Source organism: Amycolatopsis sp. (assembly GCF_025464955.1).
In the GTDB taxonomy this organism is placed as follows: Bacteria; Actinomycetota; Actinomycetes; order Mycobacteriales; family Pseudonocardiaceae; genus Amycolatopsis.
Window position 1 is genome coordinate 13,729 of record NZ_JAODNM010000079.1, and the last position, 21,061, is coordinate 34,789.

2 protein-coding genes are annotated in these 21,061 nt (G+C 67.2%); both read right to left on the bottom strand.

Annotation, left to right across the window (positions count from 1 at the left end; all coding sequences use genetic code 11):
- Positions 1-313: 313 nt before the first annotated feature.
- Positions 314-856 (bottom strand): type VII secretion system-associated protein, encoded by a 543-nt coding sequence (locus JWQ81_RS17480; protein ID WP_297542751.1) that lies wholly within the window; start codon positions 854-856, stop codon positions 314-316.
- The gene (locus JWQ81_RS17485) at positions 849-21,053 is read right to left on the bottom strand and encodes a hypothetical protein (protein ID WP_297542753.1); all 20,205 of its coding nucleotides are present in this window, start codon (positions 21,051-21,053) and stop codon (positions 849-851) included. The genes JWQ81_RS17480 and JWQ81_RS17485 overlap by 8 nt, the downstream gene beginning before the upstream one ends.
- Positions 21,054-21,061: the final 8 nt, after the last annotated feature.

The window sequence follows — 21,061 nt, forward strand, 5'->3', positions numbered from 1 at the left end:
CCCTGACTGCATTCCCCGGATTTCGCAATTCGCCGCCGACTCGCGAACGGGACCGGGCGCGGCAGCCACCGCGTGACGGGAGTGGCGCTCGGATCCGCACCGCAGTCCCTCGCGGCCCCTGTCCTTGCTTCGGTCGACGGGAGCGGCTGCACGACGGTGACGGCGCTTCCCGAATCACAACTCGCCGTCGACTTGCGAACGCCCGACTACCGCAGTCCTTCTGCAGCAGGACACGCCTCGCCCTGCAGCTACGGACACCAGAAAGTCGGCGCGCACTACGACTACACCCACAGCAACACGGGGAGCGAGGGGCTCAGCTCCGCCGGGCGCTGGAAACGGCGCGTTCGACGGACTCGGCCAGCAGCCGGGTTGAGGCCGGGGCGCCGGGGTTGATCAGGACGTCCACCCCGGCTTCGCGGAGCAAGCCGGCCAGTTCGGCGGCGGTGCACAGTTGCCAGCTCTGCGCACGGACCCGGGCGCGGTGCACGGGCGCGGTCGTCACCAGCAGCGACGGCACGTCGTCGGGCGACGGGGCGATCAGCGGCTCACCTTGCGCGCCGAGCGCCACCGAGAAGGCCGACTCCCGGAGCACGGCCGACAGCCGATCGAAGTCCACTTCGCCGAGCGCCATCAGCCTGAGCGCGGCGTCCAGCGGGTCGGTCGGGGATTCCGGGCCCGACGGTTCGTAAGCCGGGTTCGCTTCGAACCGGCCCACCGTCCCGTCGGCACCGGCCAGCCAGCCGCCGACCACCGCGGCCAGCGGCGGCCCAGCCACCCCTGTCCCGGTAGCGGCCCCTTCGGCGGTTCCAGGTTGCCAGGCCGGGTCGACGAGCAGTACCCACTGGTCCTCAGCCATCCGACTTGATCACTCCCTCAGCCTTGCCCATTTCGTCGAGTTCGGCGATCTCGGCATCCAGTTCCGCCATCGCTTCCTTTTCCATCGCCACATACCCGCGGACCGCCGCCGCCACCCGCCATCTGGCCAGCCAACCCAGGTTGACCACGGTGAGCCGTCGGCGGCGGAAGACGCGCAACACTGCCATAGTCACCTCGGCACGCTGCTCGAAGGTGCCGTTTCGGCCGATCTCGTCGCCGTCCCACCCCTGGGCGATGCCGCGGATGGCTTCGGCGAAGACGTCCCCGGCAAGCGATCCGGCCAGGCCTGCCTTGTCGAGGAGGGCCATCGCCTTGGCAGAGAGCCACACCAGCGGGTTTCCGACCGGATGCGGCCCGTTGCCCGCGACGACTTCGGCCTTCCCCGGCGGCTCGGTCACCTGCTCGTCCAAGCCGATGAGCCACCGGTCCCCCTGGGCCTCGCGGAAGACCACCTTGAACCGGGTGCCCGGTGGGAAAGCGACCTCACCCGCACCGGTCCCGGAGACCCGCCACACTTCACGGCCGGAGCCGGAGTTGATCAGGAACCGGATCTGCCCCGGCTGGTTATGGGCGATCGACGCGCTGGTGAACTCTTGCTCCTGCACAACGGTTCCCGGCTCATACCTCGCCGCGGCAACCTGTGCCGCGGCGGTGTCCGGCAGATCGATGGTCCGCGTGATACCACCCTGATACACCGGCAGCCGGTTCATCCCGGAGGTGATCAACCGGATCAGCGGCTCATACTGCCCCACGGCCGCCTCGTCGCCGGACCGGAGCGCGGCGTTGATCGGCCCGAGGAACTCCGGTCGGGCCGACGCCGCGACACTGACCAGATCCTCCTCAGCACTCACCGGCCCCTGGATCAAGTCCTCCTCGACCGCACGCCGCACAAGATCCGCTCCGCGACCGTAGTCCGAATACCCGGAACGGAACTGCGCCCGGTCCGCCTCCGAACTGCGGAGACGCGGACTGTCAACGGTATCCTGCCGTTGCCGGCCGTCCAGATGTCCGGAAAGGACTCGCCGACGGTCGGCGAACTCGCCGGGGCCGTGGAAAATGGTGTCGATCAGGCCTTGCGCCTCGAGCTCGTCCATCTTGTCGGCGATCTTCCCGGCATACTCGATGGAGTTGGCGGTGTCGGTGGCCGCGCGGTCCAGGACATCGAACAGCGCCCCGGCGGAAAGCCGCGGATCCACGTCCTTGCTCAGGAAGGTGCCGACGACCCCATACAGATCGAGCGCGGTCAACGCCTGCCGGTAGCCGTCCAGGCTCGCCCCGTTCGTCGCCAGTGCCCTGGTGATCTCGCTGGTCAAGACCTCGATCGCCGCGGGTCGAGTGCGGTACTCCTCGAAGATTTCGGCGACCGCGGCAGGATCGACCGACGCGACATCGGGTTCCGGGCGCGCCGGCGCCCTGAGCGTGATGACCTCCAGTTCGCCGTTCTCGTCGGCTGGTTGATGCTGCTGAGCTGGATCGCCTGAGGAGTCCCAACCCTGGCCGAAGTCCAGCAGGTCCATCCCGAGGTCGTCACCCAGGTCGTCCAGTGCCAGGTCGTCGAGTGGAACGTCAAGACCGAGGGCGTTGCCCGCCGCGGGAACGTCGCCGGTGCCGAGGAACTCGTCGGAAACCTGCGCCGGTTCCGCCTCGGCGAACCGGAAGTTCGTCGACATCGGCTCCGGCAGCGTACCCAGTCCTTGCGCACGTTTTTCCAGCACGTAAAGGTTTCTGGGCTTGAGCGCCGCGCCCTTCTGCTTGTAACCGGCGGTCATCAGCCCGTCGTCGGAGTGGACACGTGAGCCACCGCGGGCGATCCGCTCGGCGTGAGCCTGCGTGCGGGTCGCTTTGGCCGTACGTGCTTTCCCGCCCTGCGCCAAGGCGCTCGCGACATCGGCGTATTCGTCGTCAAGCCCGAGCAGGTGCCCGACCTCGTGGGCGAGGGTGACCTCCTGCGCGCCGATCCACCACATCCCCTGGTCGGAGCGCCGGACGCCGGCGGACCCGTCGACGAGGATCGAGTGGTGGGCTTCGGCCGCGGAACCGACGAACTGTACGGTCACGTGCAGTTGGTCCCCGGACGGGAGCCGGTAACCCGGATTGAAGAACTGGTCGACGCCGAGCTTCGCGCGGACCCGCAGGTCGGCGATCTGCTGCCCGGACACCGCCGAGGCCGTGACCAGCGCGTCCGGGTTCGGCCGGGTGTCGAGATACAGGCGGACCGTGTAGTCCTGAACCCCGACACCGTTGACGGTGAACCGGCGCAGGTCGTAACCGAACGACCCGTCGAGCCGCCCGAGATAACGACTGTCCTTGGAATCGTCCTCGGGGTGTTTCACCCGCTGGGCGGCCGGAAAGTCCTCCTTCACGGGATGGCGGAGGACGTCGTTGGTCTCGCTGGCGACGACCGAGGCGGGCGCCTCCCGGCGGGCGACCCGGATGTCCTCCTCACGCACCGGGTCGAGCGGCTCCGACCATTCGGCAGTAGCCGCTTCGCTGGTGCGCCAGGACTCGTCGTCAAGGATCGATCGCGGCTCGGGGTGTCGAGCGCCACGAGACACGTCGGCCAGTGCCCGGGAAGCCTTGGTCTGCACGGCTTCGGCCGCTTTGAGCGCCGCCCGCGCGGACTGCGCACGCGCGTCACCCGGCGCAGGCTCACTCTGTGCGGCCCGAACGTCCGCCCGCGCTGAGGCCACCGCGGCGCGCGCGTTCGCCAGCTCACGCTCGGCTTCGCTCTCCTCAGCGGAGGTGGCCTGCCGGTCGCCCTGTTCCTCGACTGGCACGGCCGGCGGACGCTCCGACTGGTCTGGCGGCTGCGCACGACGAGGGCCGAGGACCGGAGTGGACGGTGGCGTCATTTCGTCGTCACTCGAGGCACCGTCGTCGACGGTGTTCCAGTAGCCGCCGTCCTCCACGTAGGTGACCGCGTTCCGAGCGGCCGAGCCCGACGCCCCTTCGGTCACCATGAACATCCCAGTGGTGGGCGCGTGCACCCGGCTCGGGCCGCCGAACTCGCGCAACGCCTCGGCGAATTTCACCGCCACGCCGCCGTCCTCGGTGAACTTACCCGCGCTGCACACCAGCAGGGTCACCGAGGACCGCTCCCCCGCGGACCTGAACTCGTCGGTCCGCGCCACGATCCGAGCCAGCGTCCCGCCGTCGACCATCTTCGTCCGGCCGTCCCGCAAGACCACCTCGACGCTGTCCGGCACCCCTGGCGCGTTGACGTAGAAGGTCCCGCCGGTGGTCGCGTCGGCGCTCCACGGGGCGACCTCACGCGTGTACTGCCTGTTCGCCAGTGCTTGCCTGACGCCGGACTGCCCCGCGACGCCGGAGGCGAACCCGTAAGTGTCGGTGTTGCGCGGGGCAGCGGTCCACGCACCGACGTTGCGGACGCTGTTCGCCGCGGTCAGGAACGAAACACCGACGACCCGCCCTTCGGCGTCGAGCATCGAGTGGTGCTGCACCTCGAGCCCGGCGTCGTGGCTGTAAAGGTCCGAAGTAGACGGTTCGGGCCCGGCCGCCAAATGCGTGAATCCGGTGGACGTACCGAGGTCCGCCTTGCCGAACATCGCCAGCAGGAACTCCGACAGATGCTGAGCAGACCCCTCAGGTTCGACGTCACCACCCTCTTCATGCAACCGAAGCGCCACCGCGAACCGGATATCCCCCGTCAGCTTCAGCTGAAGCTCGAACTCGGCGCTCCCGGCCGTGGGCAAGCCGTGCCGCGGCCGGACGATGTCCTCCGCCCGGCGTAGGAGATCCTCACCGTTCTCCAGCGCAGGCACCACCCGCCGAGCCACGGCAACGTAGTCCGCCCACGGGAAGTCGGTCACCAGATGGTCGGGCAGTGACACGCTGACAGTCACGTCGGCCGCATCCGAAGACGACTGGTGGATCATCGCCCGCGCGTCGATCCGGGCGCCAGGCGGCGACAACAGGGCGAGCCGGGCGGAGGTCTCCTCGAACAGACGCGTCCGCGTCGCATCCGCGAGCGCACCCTGACCCGCGACCCGGGCGATGGGCAGCGGCACCCGGTCCGACGAGCGCTCGATCGCCGACTCCGCCAGCCATCGAGCTAAAATGTCCACTTCGGACACATTGTGGATCGATTCCCCGGTCGGCGAAATAGTCAGTACCTCGGGCATGGCCTCGCCGGCGACCCGCCACGGTCCCGGCTCATCCGGCCGGAGCAGCCTGATCGGACGAAGTACCTCGTCCGCCACCCACTCGGCCTTTCCGGTGACGGTATAGAGATCGCGAGCCATGGCGGGCAGCTCCACCGGCACCCACCGGCCAGCCTGGTGGTCGAACTTCCGGTCCACCACATGGTTGATGGAGCCGGCGATAGTGCGGTCCGCCCACGTCACCAGAGCAGACCAGATCACCTCCGGCCGTTCATGCCTGCCCACCTCAGCCGCGACGTCGGTCAACCGAAGACCACCCGGAACTGCGCCCGGCTTCTTCACCGCGGCCGCCAACTTGATCGCCAGGTCCCGCGTGAGCCACCGGGTGCCCGCCCGGTCGGCGATACTGATCTGTTCGCCGGGCTTCGGGGTGGCCGGCACGTCCGTCCTGCCCAGTGAGGCCACCAGCTCCTCGACAACCGTCGTGTCGCTTTCGTCCTCGCGCGCGGCCGTCAGTACCAATCCGGCGGTGGGTTCGAACGGGGTACCGAGCCCCTGTGAATGCTTTTCGAGCTGGTAGATGTTCCTCGGCTTGAGTTTGGCCGTCGCCCGGTCGGTACGGCCGGTCATCAGGGCGTTGTCCTCGTGCAGGCGCGAGTCGTTCCGGGTGATCCGGTCGGCGTGGGCCCGGGTGCGCACCGCGTCTTCGGGCAAGGTCCGCCCGAGGTTGGTGAACGCGGTTTTCGGGTCGGCGTACTCGTCGTTGAGCCCGAGTAGGTGCCCGATCTCGTGGGCGAAGGTGTCCTCCGGGGCGCCGATCCACCACATCCCGGTGTTCGAACGCGCGTAGCCGGCAGAGTCGTCGAGTTTGACCGAATGGTGCGCTTCGGCGGCGGAGGAGACGAACTGCAGCGTCACGTGCAGTTGGTCCCCGGACGGAAGCCGGTACCCGGGGTTGTAGAACCGGTCGACAGCGATTTTCGCGTCGGCCCGGACCCGGAATTCCCGAGGGGCGGAGACCGTCGCAGGAACATCGAGGTATAGCCGGACGGTGTAGTCCTTCACCCCGACCCCGCCGACCGTGAACCGGCGCAGGTCGTAGGAGAAGTTCGCCCCGTACTTGTGGAGCTTCCTCGGCCGCGGATCCCACGCCCGGGGTGTCCGCCAGACGGACGTGACCTCGCTGGAGACGACCGAGTACGGCGCGTTCAGCCGGGCTTCCTGGATATCCCGTTCGCTCACCGGGTTGCGCGGGTTCGACCAGTCCGCTGTATCGGCCTCGCTGTTCAGCCAAGACTCGTCGTCGAGGATCGAAGTCGGCACCGGATGCCCGACGCCCGGCGAAACGTCCGCCAGCAGCCGGGATGCCTTGGTCTGCACGGCTTCCGCCGCCGCCATGGCCACGCGAGCGGCGTCGACGCGTGTGCTGTCGGCCGGCAGCACGGCCGACGCCGTCCGCAGCTCGTTCCGGGCGTCCTTGACCGTCGCGCGGGCGCCCGCGAGGTCGCGCTCGGCCTGGCCCAGCGCCGCCCTGGCGGCCTTCGAGTACTTCTGGTCGGCGAGTCGGAAAGCCGACCAAGCGGTGTCGTGTGTCTTCCGCAACGCGGTCAAGTCGCCGGACGGCCCGAGGAAGAGCGCTTTTCGAGCGCCCACCAGAGCGGTGCGGGCAGCGACCAGGGTGTCCCGGGCGTTTCGCAGCTGCCGGCTGTTCGCCGGCAGATCGCCGTAGTCTCCGGTCGGCACGGCCGGCAACCGGCCGCGGTCGGGCAAGCTGGCGTCGCCGGAGGTGATCCGTACCGTCGCGCCGGGCGGCGCGGCTTTGTCGACGACCCATCGAGTCTGGAAGGGCGCCTGTTTCACCACCTTGGCGCCGACGCGATCGGTCAGGTGTTCCGCGACCATGTCGGCGCCCCATTGCGCGTCCTTGACCGTCCTCGCCGTGCTGGTGATCATCACCCGCGGATTCGCCAGCCCGCGCTCCGCCGCGGGCGCCCACTTCGTGAGGTGTTTGGCGATGGGTACCAGCTTTGTCACTATCTGCTTGAGCTTGGCGTGGGTCAGTTCGGGATCTGTCCCCACGTTGATCGTCAGTAGCTCCGTACCGCCGGACGGACCCGCCTCCGGGCCTGCGCTGTTGGCGGATTGGTCGGGGCTCGGCTGCGAGTCCGGGTTCGCGCTCACCGCGTCGGGGTGGGTGATCCAGTGCACGACAGTCGGCCAGTGCCGGTCGAGGATGCTGTTCAGCGCGGGGGTGTAGTCCCCGGTGCCCGCCAAGATCGTCGGGACGTCGGAGCCCACGATCGGCACCCTGGTCGGCCGGTCCGCCAGGCCGCTGAGCGCTTCCGGGATCGCCCGTGAATCGGTCAGCTTCGTCACCAGCACCACAAGCTTGGCGAGGTCACGGTTTCCCGCACTGCTGAAGTACAGCTTGTCGGCGTCCACCGCCATCCTGCCTCGAACAGTGCCGATCGACCCGGTGATCTGCTCACGCAAACGCTGGGACAGCCCTAGTTTTTCGGACGCGTTGTCGACAAAGTCCAGGAATTGGCGCAGGGTGATGGACTTGTCGACCTCGGACGGATCGACCAGACCCCTGTTGGCGCCGGCCTGCGCTGCTTTGTCGGGCCGGAAATGAAGGTTGTCGATCTCCCCGTAGTTGTGCCAGCCGAGCTGATCGTTGAAGTCCCTCTTGTTCTTCGTCAGCCGTTCCTGCAGGAACCCCTGCAGGAACTCCGGATCGTGCCGAGCGTGGGCCAGCAGCGTAGCCAAGGAGTTTTCGATCGTCAGATGATCGTTCGGCTGCAGCACACCCGACACGGACACCGGGGCCGGGGCATTGTAGGACCGGTGCGCGAACGAGATCCCCGACTTGTCGAACTCCATCGTCATCGGTGGCGAGCCGTCGATCCGCCCGGTCAGTTCGCCGCCGTTCCGGTCGGCGACAGTAGCCGTGTCCACCTGGACCAGAACCGCATTCCTGACAAAGGCACGCCATTCCTTCTGGTCGAGCCGGACGGTCCCACCGTCAAATTTCTTGAATTCTACGGAGCCACCATCACGATGCAAGATGCCGAAGGAGTCCTGATACTTGACCTGCAGCCGACCTTCACTTCTCAGCTTTTCCGCGAATTCTTGAGCTCGCGCCTGCTGTTCGGTCTGTTTCGCGGGGACCACCACGTAGCCCTGTTCGTCGGCATCGGCGGAGTCCACCTCCGTCCAGTCCGCGGGGTCAAAGGAATCCTTCGAGCGCAAGGAATCCAACGAGTCCGACAAGTTCGACGACGCCGCCAGGCCGGGGTCGCCGGGCAGCATCGACGTGATCGTCACAGTTGGGTCAGTCGACTCGACGACCTTCAGACGGGACGCCGTGTCGTACTGGTCAGCATGCCCGACAGTCAAGTCGTCGAGCCGCTGGTCCACCTCCGCACCAAAGTGGTAACGCGCCTCCTCGGCAAGATCCCGCGGACCGGTGAAGTGGACGACGGGCGGCGACACGCCATCCTGCTCACGCTCAAGCACCGACTCCGCGAACCATGAAGCGAACTGCCCGACATCATGCTCATTGGCCACCGACCCACCGTCATCGAACAACACCCGCATCGCGTCCGGTGCGAGTTCGACGGCGGAGTCACGCGCCGGTCCCGAACTGCCCGGCTCGTTCATCCTGATCGGGCGACGCACCTGGTCATCGGCCCAGTCACCCTTGCCGATGACCGTGTACAGCGCGCGAGCCGCCGGCGGCAAGTCCACCGGCACCCACTGACCCGAGTGTGCGTCGAACTCGCGGTCCACCACCCAGCGCACCTTCGGCGCGATGTCGTCCCGGCCCGCCAGTTTGGTCAGGATCGCCGGCCACAGGATGTCCGGCCGTTCGTGGACGCCCACCGCCGGCGCCACGGCGGTCAGCGGCAACGCACCGCCGGACTCCCGACCCTCGACGGCGGTGACCAGCATGTCCGCCAGGGAGTTGGCCAGCTCGACCGTACTTCCCCGATCCGACAGCGGGATCCGGTCGTCACCGGTAGGCCGGGCGGGCTCGGCGTACCGGTGGCCGTCGGACATCGCTTGGACGAGCTCGTCGACCACGTGGCCGGTCTCGGCCGAGTCGCCGAACGTCGCCCAGTGGCCGCCGTCGGTGACCGTCGTGAAACCGCCGCGGAGCCCGAGGGCCTGGCCCATCATCGGCCGTTTCCCGGTCTCCAGGTTGTCCCCGGTGAACGCCGCGGGCTTGGTGGGAGCGTGGACCGTCGACGGTCCACCGAGGTTGGCCAGTGCCTGCTGGAAGTCGTGGGCGAGCCCGCCGGGTTCGGTGAGCCTGCCTGTCCAGCAGGCGATCAGCGTCGCCGAAGGCCGATCCTGGGCACCTGCCAGTGCGAACTGTTCGGAGGCCGTCACGATCCGGGCCAGTGTCCCGCCGTCGATCCGTACCGTCCGCTCGGCCGGCCCCTGGCCCAGCAGGTTCACCGTGACCGAGGTCGGGCTCCCGTGGGTCATCACGAAGAACGTCCCGCCGCGGCCCTTGTCTGCGGCCCACGGCGCCTGGGTGTTGTGCGACCACTGACCGAACGGACGGCCGCCCATGAACTGGGCCTTCCGCGTGCGGCTCATCTCGTCGAGGCGAGGACCGAGGACATCGTTGGTCACGCCCTTTTCCAGCAGCCCGGTCTCGCCCGTGTCCTGCGACGCCCACCGCTGTTCGATGTCGGCCGTGTCCGACGGCAGGAACGTCACGCCGATGACGTTGCCCTCGTGGTCGGTCAAGCTGCGGGAAACGAGGTCCGACTGGCCGAAGGAGTACAGCTCACCGGTTTCCCAGTCGGTACCGTGGAAAACCCCCGCGTCTGCGGCGGTGTTCGCAGTGTTTCCGGCGTTCTCGGTCATATATACGGACGGGTCGAACTCGTCGTCCGAATTGTCGTCGACCTGGACGAACACGTTGTCGCGGTTCTGCTGCCGCGTGCCGGAATTGACGTCGGCGACCCGCTGGTCGACGTCGACCTTGGCGTCCCACCACTTCTGCCGGGCGGCGTCGGCGTCCCGCCGGGCGTCGGCCAGGGTGGTCAAGGCGGCCGCACGCCGGTCAGCCAGGTCCCCGATCTTCGCCGCGGCGACGTCTTGGGCGGTTCGCAGTGTCCCTTGGGCCACGTCGAGCCGCTGCCGCTGCGCCTCCAGGTCTGCCAGCGTGTTCTCGAGAGTGCCGAGGTGCCCGGTCGCGGGCGGCAGCGCACGCAGCTGGTCGCGTTGCGCGACCGAGCCGTCGAGGACCGTGTCAATACGCGCGGCCCTGTCCTGGGCGTCGGAACGCTCGCGCGCCAACGCGGCCTGCCGGCCGAGTGCGTTCTCGAGCTCGGTGTTGGCCTGCCGGAGGACCTGCATCACCGTGGCGTGGTCGGCCGAAGCCGGATCGGCCGCCCCCGCGAGGGTCAGGGCCTGGTCGGCGCGGAATTGCAGGTCCGCGACCTGCGCGCTGCCCGTGCGCAGTTTCACGCCCGTGTCACGGACGACGTCCTTCGCCGAGGCGAGCGCCTGGCGGAATTCCTGTTTGACTCCCTGGATCCGGGTGTCGAGCACCCCCATGGCCTTGGTCGAGGTGTCCAGGCCGGTTGTCACCTGAGTGTGTTCCTGCGTCGCGACCGGCTGCTCGAGCCAGAGGTCGTCAGCCGCGCGCTGGGCCTTGTCCGTCGCTTCTTCGGCCCCGCGCCAGGTGTCCGCAGTGGACTTCACCTCGTCTTGGGCGCTGGTCAGGGCAGCGGGCAGCGGTCCATTGCCGAGCACGGTTTCCAGGTCGGCGTCGGAGACGCGGATCCGCACCGAGTCGGGCACGGTCAGCTCGACCACCGCGGTTTTCCCGCCGGCGAGGTCGGCCACCACCCGGTACTCGACGTCAAAACCGACCAAACCGCTGCGCCCCTTGGCCTTCAGCGTACTTCCGTGGCTGCCGGAGGTCCCGGCCGACGAGCCGCGCGAAGTGTCGGTATTGGCGCGGACCTCGACCCCGCTGAGGTAAGGCTCGTTCTTGTGACTGTCGGTCAGGGCGAACGTACCGAGATTGACACCGGTGTCCGCGATCAGCGTGTCCTTGCTGTCGGTCGACGTGCTGGTGCCGGAGCTTTCCGCCCGGTTGAGGTCGATCCCGTCGCTGAGCCCGGCGAGCTTCGGATTGGCCATCCGGGCGTAGACCTTGAGCCCCGCGTGCTGGCTGACCAGCACGCTGGCCTCGTGCAACCCGGGCACGTCGAGCGAGCCGTCCACCATGCCGGGGAGGTTGGCCTGCACCACGTCGGTGTTGAGCGAGGACCACAGCGTGTTCTTGGCACCGGTGCCCGAGCCGACGATGCCTTCGTTCGCCCCGGCCGCTTTCAGCGCCCGCACGGCCGCGTCACGAAGTGCGCCGACGCCGCGGACTCCTTCGGCAGAAGCCGAGGACGGCAGCGGGCGGCCCTCCGACTGCCACGCCTGCAGGCTGGCGGCCGTGCCCTCGGCGGGGGTGAGCAGCTTGTCCGTCGGGTTGTGCACGCTGCCCGGGGCCTGCCGGCCGCCTACGGCGATCTTTTCGTTGTCCGCCGGTGTCCTGACCACCATCGTGCCATCGACCGAGGTGATCGGGGGAAGCGTCATGCCCCCCTTCTCCACGACGAGCTCGAACTGCACCTTCGCCTTGAAGCGGACGGCGGGGCCATCGGCCAGCCGCGTCTGTTCGGCGGTTTCGCTGGACGTCTTCGAGCTGGAATCGGAGTGGGACTTCGTGACCCCCGTGGAGAAAAAACCGCCCGCCGAGCCGGTGACGTTCGGGTCGTTGATCACACCCCGGGCGTGAACGCGTAAGCCGACACCGTAGGACGTTCCGGTTCCCGCCGACTCCGTGGCGGCTGTCGAGCGGGTAAGGGTGTGGTCCATCGAGATGCCGTCGTTGACCACGTCGGAGAACTCGACTTCGGTGACCTTGGCGTGCAAAGTCACCTGGTAGGTGTCCTTGCCGAGCAAGCCCGGATCGTGCACAAGTAGCGGCACTCCGCCGTCCAGCGCGCTGTCCACCAACGCCTTGACGCTGTCGTCGGAGGTCAAGTCCAGCATCCGCTGGAGGTTGTTCATCGAGTCGTTCAGCACCGACTGCGGCAGCAGCCGGGAGCCGAGCTTGCCGAGCTCGGTGCTCGCGTTGTGCACCAGGCCGGTGAGGTTCGGGGCCTCCTCGACGACACCGAGCCCGAGCGACGACGGCTCGTCAAGGCGGAGCATGGCCGGCGGCGTCATCGTGCCGGGCACCGGGGTGGTGGCCGGGGCGGGCGGCAGCAGGCCGAGCGCGCGGGCCTCGGTCTCGCTCACGCGCACGAACACCGCGCCAGGCATCTTCACGTCCGCGCCGGTGGCCATGCTCGATCCGTTGACCAGGCTCTCCAACCGGGTCTCGGCGACGATCCTCACGTCCGCGTCGAACTGGACCAGGACCGTGCGGCCCGTGGACGGCGTCGAGAGGTTGTGGTCGACTTGGGCCGAGATCTCCCTGGACGCCCCGGAGGTCTTGGACCACGGCCGCCACTTCACCAAGGGGCGGACACCGCCCTGGCCCTTCGCGTGCGCCGCTGCCCGGATCGGGAGGTTGACATACAAGCTGGTGTCGACGGACGTCTGGTGCGACTTGTCGTAGCTCGCCGTCGAGCCCCCGGTCAGGGTGTTCTCGATACCGCCCGCTTCGGCGACGGTCACTAGCTTGGGGGCGCTCAGCGACATGCTCATCCCGAGTGCGCCGACCCGGTCCGCCAGGCGGCGGTCATATTTCAGACCGCCTTCCCGCACTCCGTGGCCGACGAGCTTGTGCAGGTTGGCCTTGATCACCTCAGGGGAGAACAGCGCGTCGACGCGGTTGCGGGACGCGCTGCCCGGCAGGCCGAGCACCCCGTCGCCGCCAGCGGCCCGGGTCAGCTGATCGATCGCCGCGGTGCGCAGGGCCTCGGTGTTGGCGACGGCTTCGACGTGGAGCCACTTCGGCGCCGCCGGCAGCTTCCGGCCGAGCAGCCCCTTGATGGTCGGGACGTTTCCTGCGGCAATGTCCTTCGAGGTCACCGGTTGCGGAGCGAACGCGGCAGGATCGGTCTTCAGCGAGGAACCGTCGTTGACCCACAGGTCGACCTTGCCGGAGATCTTCGGCAGGTCGATCTGGCCGGTGCCGGAAGCGCCCGTCTTCGCGATCGTCGACACCGTCGGCGTGATCCGGAACGGGGACCCCGGGGTCAGCCGCTTCACCCACGGCCGGTTCCGGGTGTAACTGGTGATCTCGACCTCGAACTCGACGTCGTGCGAGAACACCTGGGCATCCGGGCTGCCGGCGTTGGTGGAGCTGCTGGTGACGGTCGGCCCGGCCGCGTTCTTGTGCGTCGTGGTGCCGGTCACCCCGACCGAACCGCCGGGCGACGGGGTCACCCGCACCACGTTTGTGACGACCGGGAGGTACAGCTGGCCCTCTGCCCCTGCCGACCACGACTTCTCAGTCGAGGTTGAGCTGCCCAGCTGCGGACTGACCGTGCTGGCCGCGCGGACACTGTGTCCGTCCGCCTGTCCGAGATGGGTGCCCTCGCCGGTCTTCGCCTTGACGGTGACGCTGAGGAACGTGTCGGTGAACAACCCGGTGCGCTTGAGCTGGACCGAGACCCCAGGCCCGACCAGGCTGTCCATTTTGGACTTCAGCGCGGTCGGCGAGAGTACCGCGGCGATCTTGCGCAGGTTCGCGAGCTGCTCTGCGAACTCACTGCCGTTCTTGGCCGTCCGGGCGGTCTCCGGTGAGGACCTGGTCCACTTCGGCAGGAACTTTTCGAAGCCGGTGAGGTTCTTGAGCGTCTCCTCGACCTGCGACTGGACCTTCGCCGCCGCGGCGAACTCGCCGACCTTGATATTTCCCGCGGCCATCTCCGAAGCCAGGTAAGGCGGCTCAAACCGCTTGCCGACATCGGTGAACCTGTCCGCCGTGCTGTCCGGGACGGCCAGCCCCCGTGCCTTGGCCTCGGGTAGACCCATCCGGATGTAGGAGGTCGCCGGAACGGTGATGACCTCACCGCCGGGCGTGGTCACCTTCACCTCCATCGCGACCTTGTACATCCCGGCCTCGCCCTTGACTTGGATACCGGCCCGGGAGGTGCTGGTACTGCCCGACTGCGAGGTTTCCGTGGTCTTGCGCGCCATCGCCCCGCTGAGCCCGGCATACCCGCCGGGGGCCCCATAACCGAGCGTGATGTTCGCGTCGAAACCCGCCTTGGTCGACGCGCTCTGCCCGCGACCGGCAGTCGAGGTCTCCTGCACCCGGAGGTCCCCGGTGCCCGGAACTCCCACCAGCTCGGCGGACTTGAGTTCCACGTCCATCCGCACCGCGCTGCGGTAACTCCCGTGTGGACTCACCAGATCCGCCGACAGCGCCGGGCCGCCGTTGAACAACTGGCCGAGGTGGGCGCGGATCCCGCTGGGGCTGAGGAACTCCTGCAGCGAGGTCCGGCCCGGCGCGCCGATCTTGGTCACCGATGGGTGCAGCGCCCGGCTCACCGTGTCGAACAGCTTCTTCGGGTCGTCGATGACCACGGCTTCGGCGACCTTGAACTCCACCTTTTCGGCCCAGTCCGCGTCCGGGGTCGGGAGGGTGGCGGGAAGCTTGGGTGGCTTCATCTCGCTGACGTCGCCGGAGATCTGCAGCGAGACGTTGCCGTCCACAATGGACCCGGTCATCCCCCGGCCGTCGGCCGAGGTCACGGTGATCGTGTAGGCCACGTCGACGTCGGCGGTCTTCGAGTTCCCGCCCGAGCGGATTGCGCGTTGCTCGGTGAACCCGGCGGACAGGGTCTGGTCAGTCGACGGTGCCGAGAGCACGACGTGGCCACCCGCCCAGACATACGGGCCGACGGCCAACGTCCCACTTCCGGAGAGGCCGACCTCGTGAGAAGTGTCCCCGGTGTGGGTCTCGGCGTACGAGGCGCCCGTCTGCACGGTGACGTCGACCCGCGTGTCGCTCGCCGGCGTGGTCACCTTGTCCGGGCCGGCGTCCTTCAGCTTCAGCTCGGCCTTGACCGAGGCCTCGAACCAGGTGTTGCCGACCCGGACTCCGAAGCTGCGGCCGTCACCGAGGAACGACTCGAACTCCGCCGGATTAAGAGCCGAAACAATCCTGTCGACGCCAACCGAATTTCCCTGTTTGAGGTTCGAGAGCAGGCTGTCGATGCTCCTACCGACGTCCGCGGCACCCTTGACCTGGGTCGCGACGACCGCGCCGAGCGCCTTGTTTCCCTTGGTGTACTCAGGAATCATCTTCTCCACCGCCGACGGCTCCCGCGTGGCGGGCGTCATTGCCGGAGTGAGTGGACCGTCGACGGGAGGGGTGAGAGGTATCGAAGGAACAGCAGCGAGTTTGTCCTCCTGAACCACCGGCGGTGAATCGCTCTTCGGTGCGTTCGCCGGGGCCTGCAGGGGATTGACCTGGCTGGAGCTCTGGTCGTGCGCCGCGGTGGCCGCGTCCTCGAAGACCTTGCGTAGTTCCCGGAACTTCTGCTCGTAGCTGACTTTGCCAGCCTTGCTTTCGTTGTCGTAGGCGAACCGGCGACCGCCGTCGACAAGCTTGAGCGGGTCGTCGACCCCACCTCGATCGAACCCGCGGAGAGCGTTCTTACCGCGCTCCAGCTCGTCGGTGTTGTCATTCACGAACCTGGCGTCCGAGGTGTAGGAGGAGAAGTCCGCCTGGTAGTACTGGTGGAACTCGTCGAAGAACTTGAGCTCGTCCGACGGGCTGGGGTCGCTGCCGTCGGCGTTCTTCACTTTCTGCGCGAGGTCGTGGATGAACGCGTGGACATCGTCCGCCTTGAGCCCCATGTTTCGCATGTAGAAGCCGAACGGGTCCGAGTCGACGACAGCGCGGGCGATCACGAACTCGCGCTTGTCGTTCCAGATCCCCTCGTGCCGGTTCATCTGGTCGATCGCGCCACGGTGCTCGGGTTCCTGGTCGTGCCGGCCTTGCCCGTCGCCGAACTGGTTCTTCGAGTTCACCTTTTCCATGTCGTGGAACAGGATCGCCTTGGCCAGTGCGTCACGGGAAACGAATCGTGTGGCGTCGACGTCGTTCTTCGTCAGCTTCAGGAACTGGTTCAGCACCATCTGCGCGTGTTCGCCGAACGTGTTCGGGTTGGCCGCGGGGTTGGCCCGGTACTGCGTGTTCTGGCGTTCGACCTTGACGACCTCCGCGAACTTGCGGCCCAACTGGTCGTGGGCGGCCGACACGTCGCGGTCGACCCCGGTGACCAGCTTGTCGAGGATGTTCTTCGCCGACATGTCGTTCGGGTCAGCCAACTCCCGATCGATCGTCGCGCTGACCTCCGACCCGACCTCCCGGTGCAGCGTGAACACGGTGTGGTCATGTTTCCGCGTATACCCGGTGACCTGGACGTCACGCCAGTGGCCGAAGTTGTTGGCGAACGGCTCACCCTGGTCGTCACGCGTGTTGAAGTCGACTTTGGCGCGCCGGGCGTCGGTGCCGATCGCCGCCGAGATCTGGGCCTGGGTCGCGAAGCTGGGCAGCTTGTCCATGAAATGATCGACGTCGTCCGCCTTGACGGTGGTGAAGTTCGCCTTGCCCAGCGCGTCCATCCCCGACTGGCTCGTCTTCGCGGAGACCTTGGCCGCCAGGTCGTCGCGATAGGTCTTATCGATGAGCCCGAGTGCCCTGTTCCCCTTGAGCTGCGTACCGAGCGCGTTGTTCAGTGCCGGCAGCACCCCGCCGAGCTTCCCGCGGAGCTCGTCGGGCGAGACCCCGATCAGGTTTTCCTTCTTGACGCCGTCGAGGTTCTTGCTCGCCGCTTCGGGGAGAACCTGGTCCTCCAGCACGGTGTTCAGCGCCTTGGGGTCGATCTTGAGGTCCATCGACTTGAGCTTGCCCACCAGAGTGGGATCGGTCTTGAGATCCTTGACGACCTTGTCGAAGAACTTCTCGGCCCGGTCGCCGCTGAACCAGCCTGCTTTCTTCCCGGCTCCTTGCTTCGCGGCATTCAGTTGTTTCGCGAATTCGCCGTTGCCGCCAAGTTCGGTGAAGTTCTGCTTTACCAGTGCGTGGACGCGTTCGTGCAGGGCATCGTGCAAACCTTGCAGGCCCGGTTTCGTCTGCGCGTCAGGCGTCGTGCGTTCGAGCAACTGGAACGCGTCGTGCTGCGATACCGAGGTGGCGATCTTGCCGGCGATCGGATCGACCACAGTGGAATCGAAATCCTGATGCTTCAGCACGGCAACGACGTGTTCGACGGTCTCCACCCGCGGCGGGGCGCCGGGCTCTGGGACGTGCAGCTTGTTGAGGCTGTTCTCCGTAGTGCTCTTGACACTTTGGAAGGAGAACTTGACGGCCTCGTTAGTGAGCTTCTGGAACTCCTTGGGATCGACGGGCGGCGGAGTGGTCGTGATCTCGGAGTTCACCGCGCTGACGAAGTCCCTGGAGACCACGGTCGTGACGTGGTTCAGGTTTTCGGCGGGCGGCCCGAAACTGTTGATGAAGACGTTCAGGTTTTCTTCACGCTGCTTCGGTGTCAGAGGTTTGGCCGAGCCCTTGCGACCGCCGCCCCCGCCGCCCTTCGGCTCGGGGATCGAGTCGGTGTGCGGCTCGATCATCGCGTCCGGCAGCCGATCGGCAGACTTGCCGAGATCAGAGTTCTTCCAGGCATGGAGCTGGTTCGTCAGGTCTTCGGCGAGCTTCCGCAGCGCACCGGGGTCGTTGCGGAAGCCGCCGAACTTCCAGCTGCCGTCCTTCTGCTGGACCCAGTCGAACCACGGGTCGTTGCGGTGGCCCAGCGCGGTCGAGGAGAAGCCGGGGTCGATGCCGAGCCTGCTGTACAGATCGGCGATGTCCTCCTGGCGTCCGGCGAGGTTCTGCTCGCCGTACCCTTTGCTTCCGCCGGGTGCGTAGGTGACCAGTGACCCCGGGAGCGCGTTGTCCTGCAGCGCCTTGAGATCGACGCCGCGGACGCCGAACTGGTTCGTGTCGGCGTTCTGGTCCACGTTCATACTGAGACCGTCGGAGTGAGGAGCGCCCTCGAGCGTCATGTTCCTCGTCAGGTTGTTGAAGTTCTCCAACGGCACCAGATAGGAGCGGAGCACCGGCTTCATTTCGGGTTTGTGGCTCCACTCCCCCTGGTACTTCGCCACCCACTGCACCGCGCGCAGCGGACGGCCGCCGCCGGCCCAGAAGGTGTCCCCGCTGCCGCCGGAGAGCGTCACCTTGCCGTCCTGGTCCTGATGGACGTCCTTGTGCGACGACCCGGCCGGGGCCGGGTTCGCGACAGCGGTGTACATCCGGACGTAGTGCTTGCCCGCGATCGTCTCGACTTCGAATTCACCGCGGTGGACGAGGTGTTTCCCGCCGTTGAACGACATGGTCGTCGAACCAGGGTAAACGACATCCTTCAGTCCGATTTGGACGTCCTGTTTGGTCCCCAGGAAACTTGGCTTGCCGTTGACCTCGGTCTCGACCACGTGCACCGGCCGTCCGGTGACCGGACCGACCGACTGCCACGAACCGTCGGTCTTCAGCACGTGTACGTGCACCCCGCCGACTTCGGCGAGCGTGTCGAGATTGTCGTTCAGCGGGTTGTCCTGGCGGAACCGGTCGAGGTCGCCGGTGATCCGCGCGTGTTCCTTGGGCGCGTCGGCCGGCAGGCTGCGCACCACGGCGTCGTGGAAGTTGCTCACCTTGTCGGCCCCGCCGGCGACCACTGCCACCATTCCGTGCGTGCTGAGCTGGACGTCCTGGGCGGGAGCGAACTGCACCTTTCCCACCACGGCGCCCGGCGTGACGTCCGGGGCGGGGAGTCCGTTGATTGTGCCGGGGGTGGGCGAGTTGGTGGGGCTCTGCAACGGGTTCTCGGACCCCTGGTTGAGCGGTCCGACAAACCCCGGGGGTGGACCGGACGGCGGATCCAGCGTCTGCGCTTGCGGATGCGGCGCGGCCTCAGCCGAAGGCGTGGGGTGCCCGGCGGTAGTGGTCGACACCGTGGCCGGCCCCGTGACGAGTGGGTGATCGCGGATCGGACCGGCCTGACGGGAAACCTCGTCGATCTTGCTCACGTTGTCGTCGGTGAGGACCGCGACACCGTCCCTGGCCTTCGGCCCCATGACCCCGGCCTGATCCTGCCGCCTGAACAACAACTCCTTATCGACATAACCTTCACCGAGCCCGGCGAAGTGCATCACCTCATGGGTGAAGATCGCCGCCGGGTCATGAGCATTGAACGCCAACTGATTGGTCCGCGCATCGAGTGCGGTATCGACACCAGGATCGAACACGTTCACCGGAACGCTCTTCGAGTTGTTCGACTGCCAATCCGACGCACCCCGGTCACCGTTCGGCGGAGTGCGCACCTGGACCGTCACATGCAACTGGTCACCACCAGGAAGCTGGTGGCGGTTGTTGATGTTGTCGTCCAGACTCTGCTGGATCTCCGCCGCAATCTGCGCCCGAACCTCCGGCGAAACCGACCCACTGTGCGACACCAGATCTATCGGCACGGTCAGTTCCCGCACCCAGTTCCCCGGCGTCGTCTCGAAATGCCGCACATCGAAACGGATCTGCGTAACCCGACCCGAAATCACCTTTCCGTCGGTGATCCCCCGCTTGTCCGGATCGAACCGCTCCGACGTAAACCTGCTCGGCGGCGCCGACTCGCGCTGGTCACCGAACGGCGACGGACGAGGATCCGTGCCACCAGGGCGCCGCGGAGACGGCTGAGCATGCGAAGAATTCGGAGTGCTCGTCGGCGCATTCGACGAAGTCTGCAACGAATTGCCACCGGTCTGCTTGCCAGGTCCGGGGCTCAAGCCGTCGATGAGGGCGTTCCGCGTGTTCATCGTCAACTTGACGAGTGCCTTGCTCAATGCCTTGTTGTCGGACAGGCCAGCCTTGATGGCCGCCATGTCCCCGTCGAGTTCCTTACTTACCCCGCCCTTGGTGGGAACAGGTCCGGCTCCGGAAATTCCGTGGAAAGCGATATTCGCGAAGTTCCCCGCGAGATTGGGATCGACGTCCGGATGGTAAGTCGAGATGTAGTGGGATATCTGTCCCGTCCACGTGTCCTTGTTGGCGTGGCTCTGGACAATGCTGAGCACCTGGGTGCTGTCCCCGCCCAGCTTCTGACCCACCCGGCTGCCATCGGTCTTCGTCGCCAGCCGGGGGTCGAAAACCGCCATCGGGTCCTCGTTGCCAGTCCGCCCCGGGCCCCGCTGCTTCAGGACCGAGTCGAACAGGCCCCGGCCTTCCATCGGGCCGTGGTAGTTCAAGGTCTTCGACTCGCCATTGGCGACGCCGAAGGTGATGTCCGTTTCCACCTTGCCGTTCGTGTCCGGATTGACCCGGACGAAGGTGTTCGGCTCCGGGAAGTAGACACTGCGCGGATCGACCTTCGCCATCCCACCCCGGACGGCGAGGTCGATCGCCGCCGCTTTCACCGCGACGGGACCGTCCTGGTCGCGTACGTGGTAGCCGCCGCTGATCACTTCCGGCGGAAATTCGCTGTTCACGTCGATCTTGGCGTTGACCGCGTCGAACAGCGGGCCGTTCTCGGTAACGAGCGAATCGACATCCGCGTCACCGGTGTGCAGATAGGTATGTGTCCCCGGGCCGGCGTCGAGGACCTGCTGGGTGATCTCCCCGGTACGCGGGTGCCGGATGATCGTCTCCCGGATCGCCCCGTACGGGATGGTCTTCTGGTCGGCGACCGCTTTGCCTTGCTCGATCGCCGAGTTCTTCCAGGTGAAGCCCACGACGGCGACCGGGAAGGTGCCGGACTTCTCCCACTCGGTGGTGAACTTGTCGATCGCGGCATTGATCTGGGCCTCGGCACCGCCCCCGGTGTAGTTGACCCCGATCACCAACCCGAAGCGGCCGTCGACCGAATTCGTGTTGCCGTCAAACCCCCCGGCGTACTTCTTCGCCAACTCCGTCAAGTTCACGTCGGGCGTCGCGGCCACTGTGCCGATGATCCCGGCCGAGTTCTTGTTGCCGTCATTGCGGTGCCCCAACGGCCCGCCGACGAACCCGCGGTCGCTGACCACCTTGATCC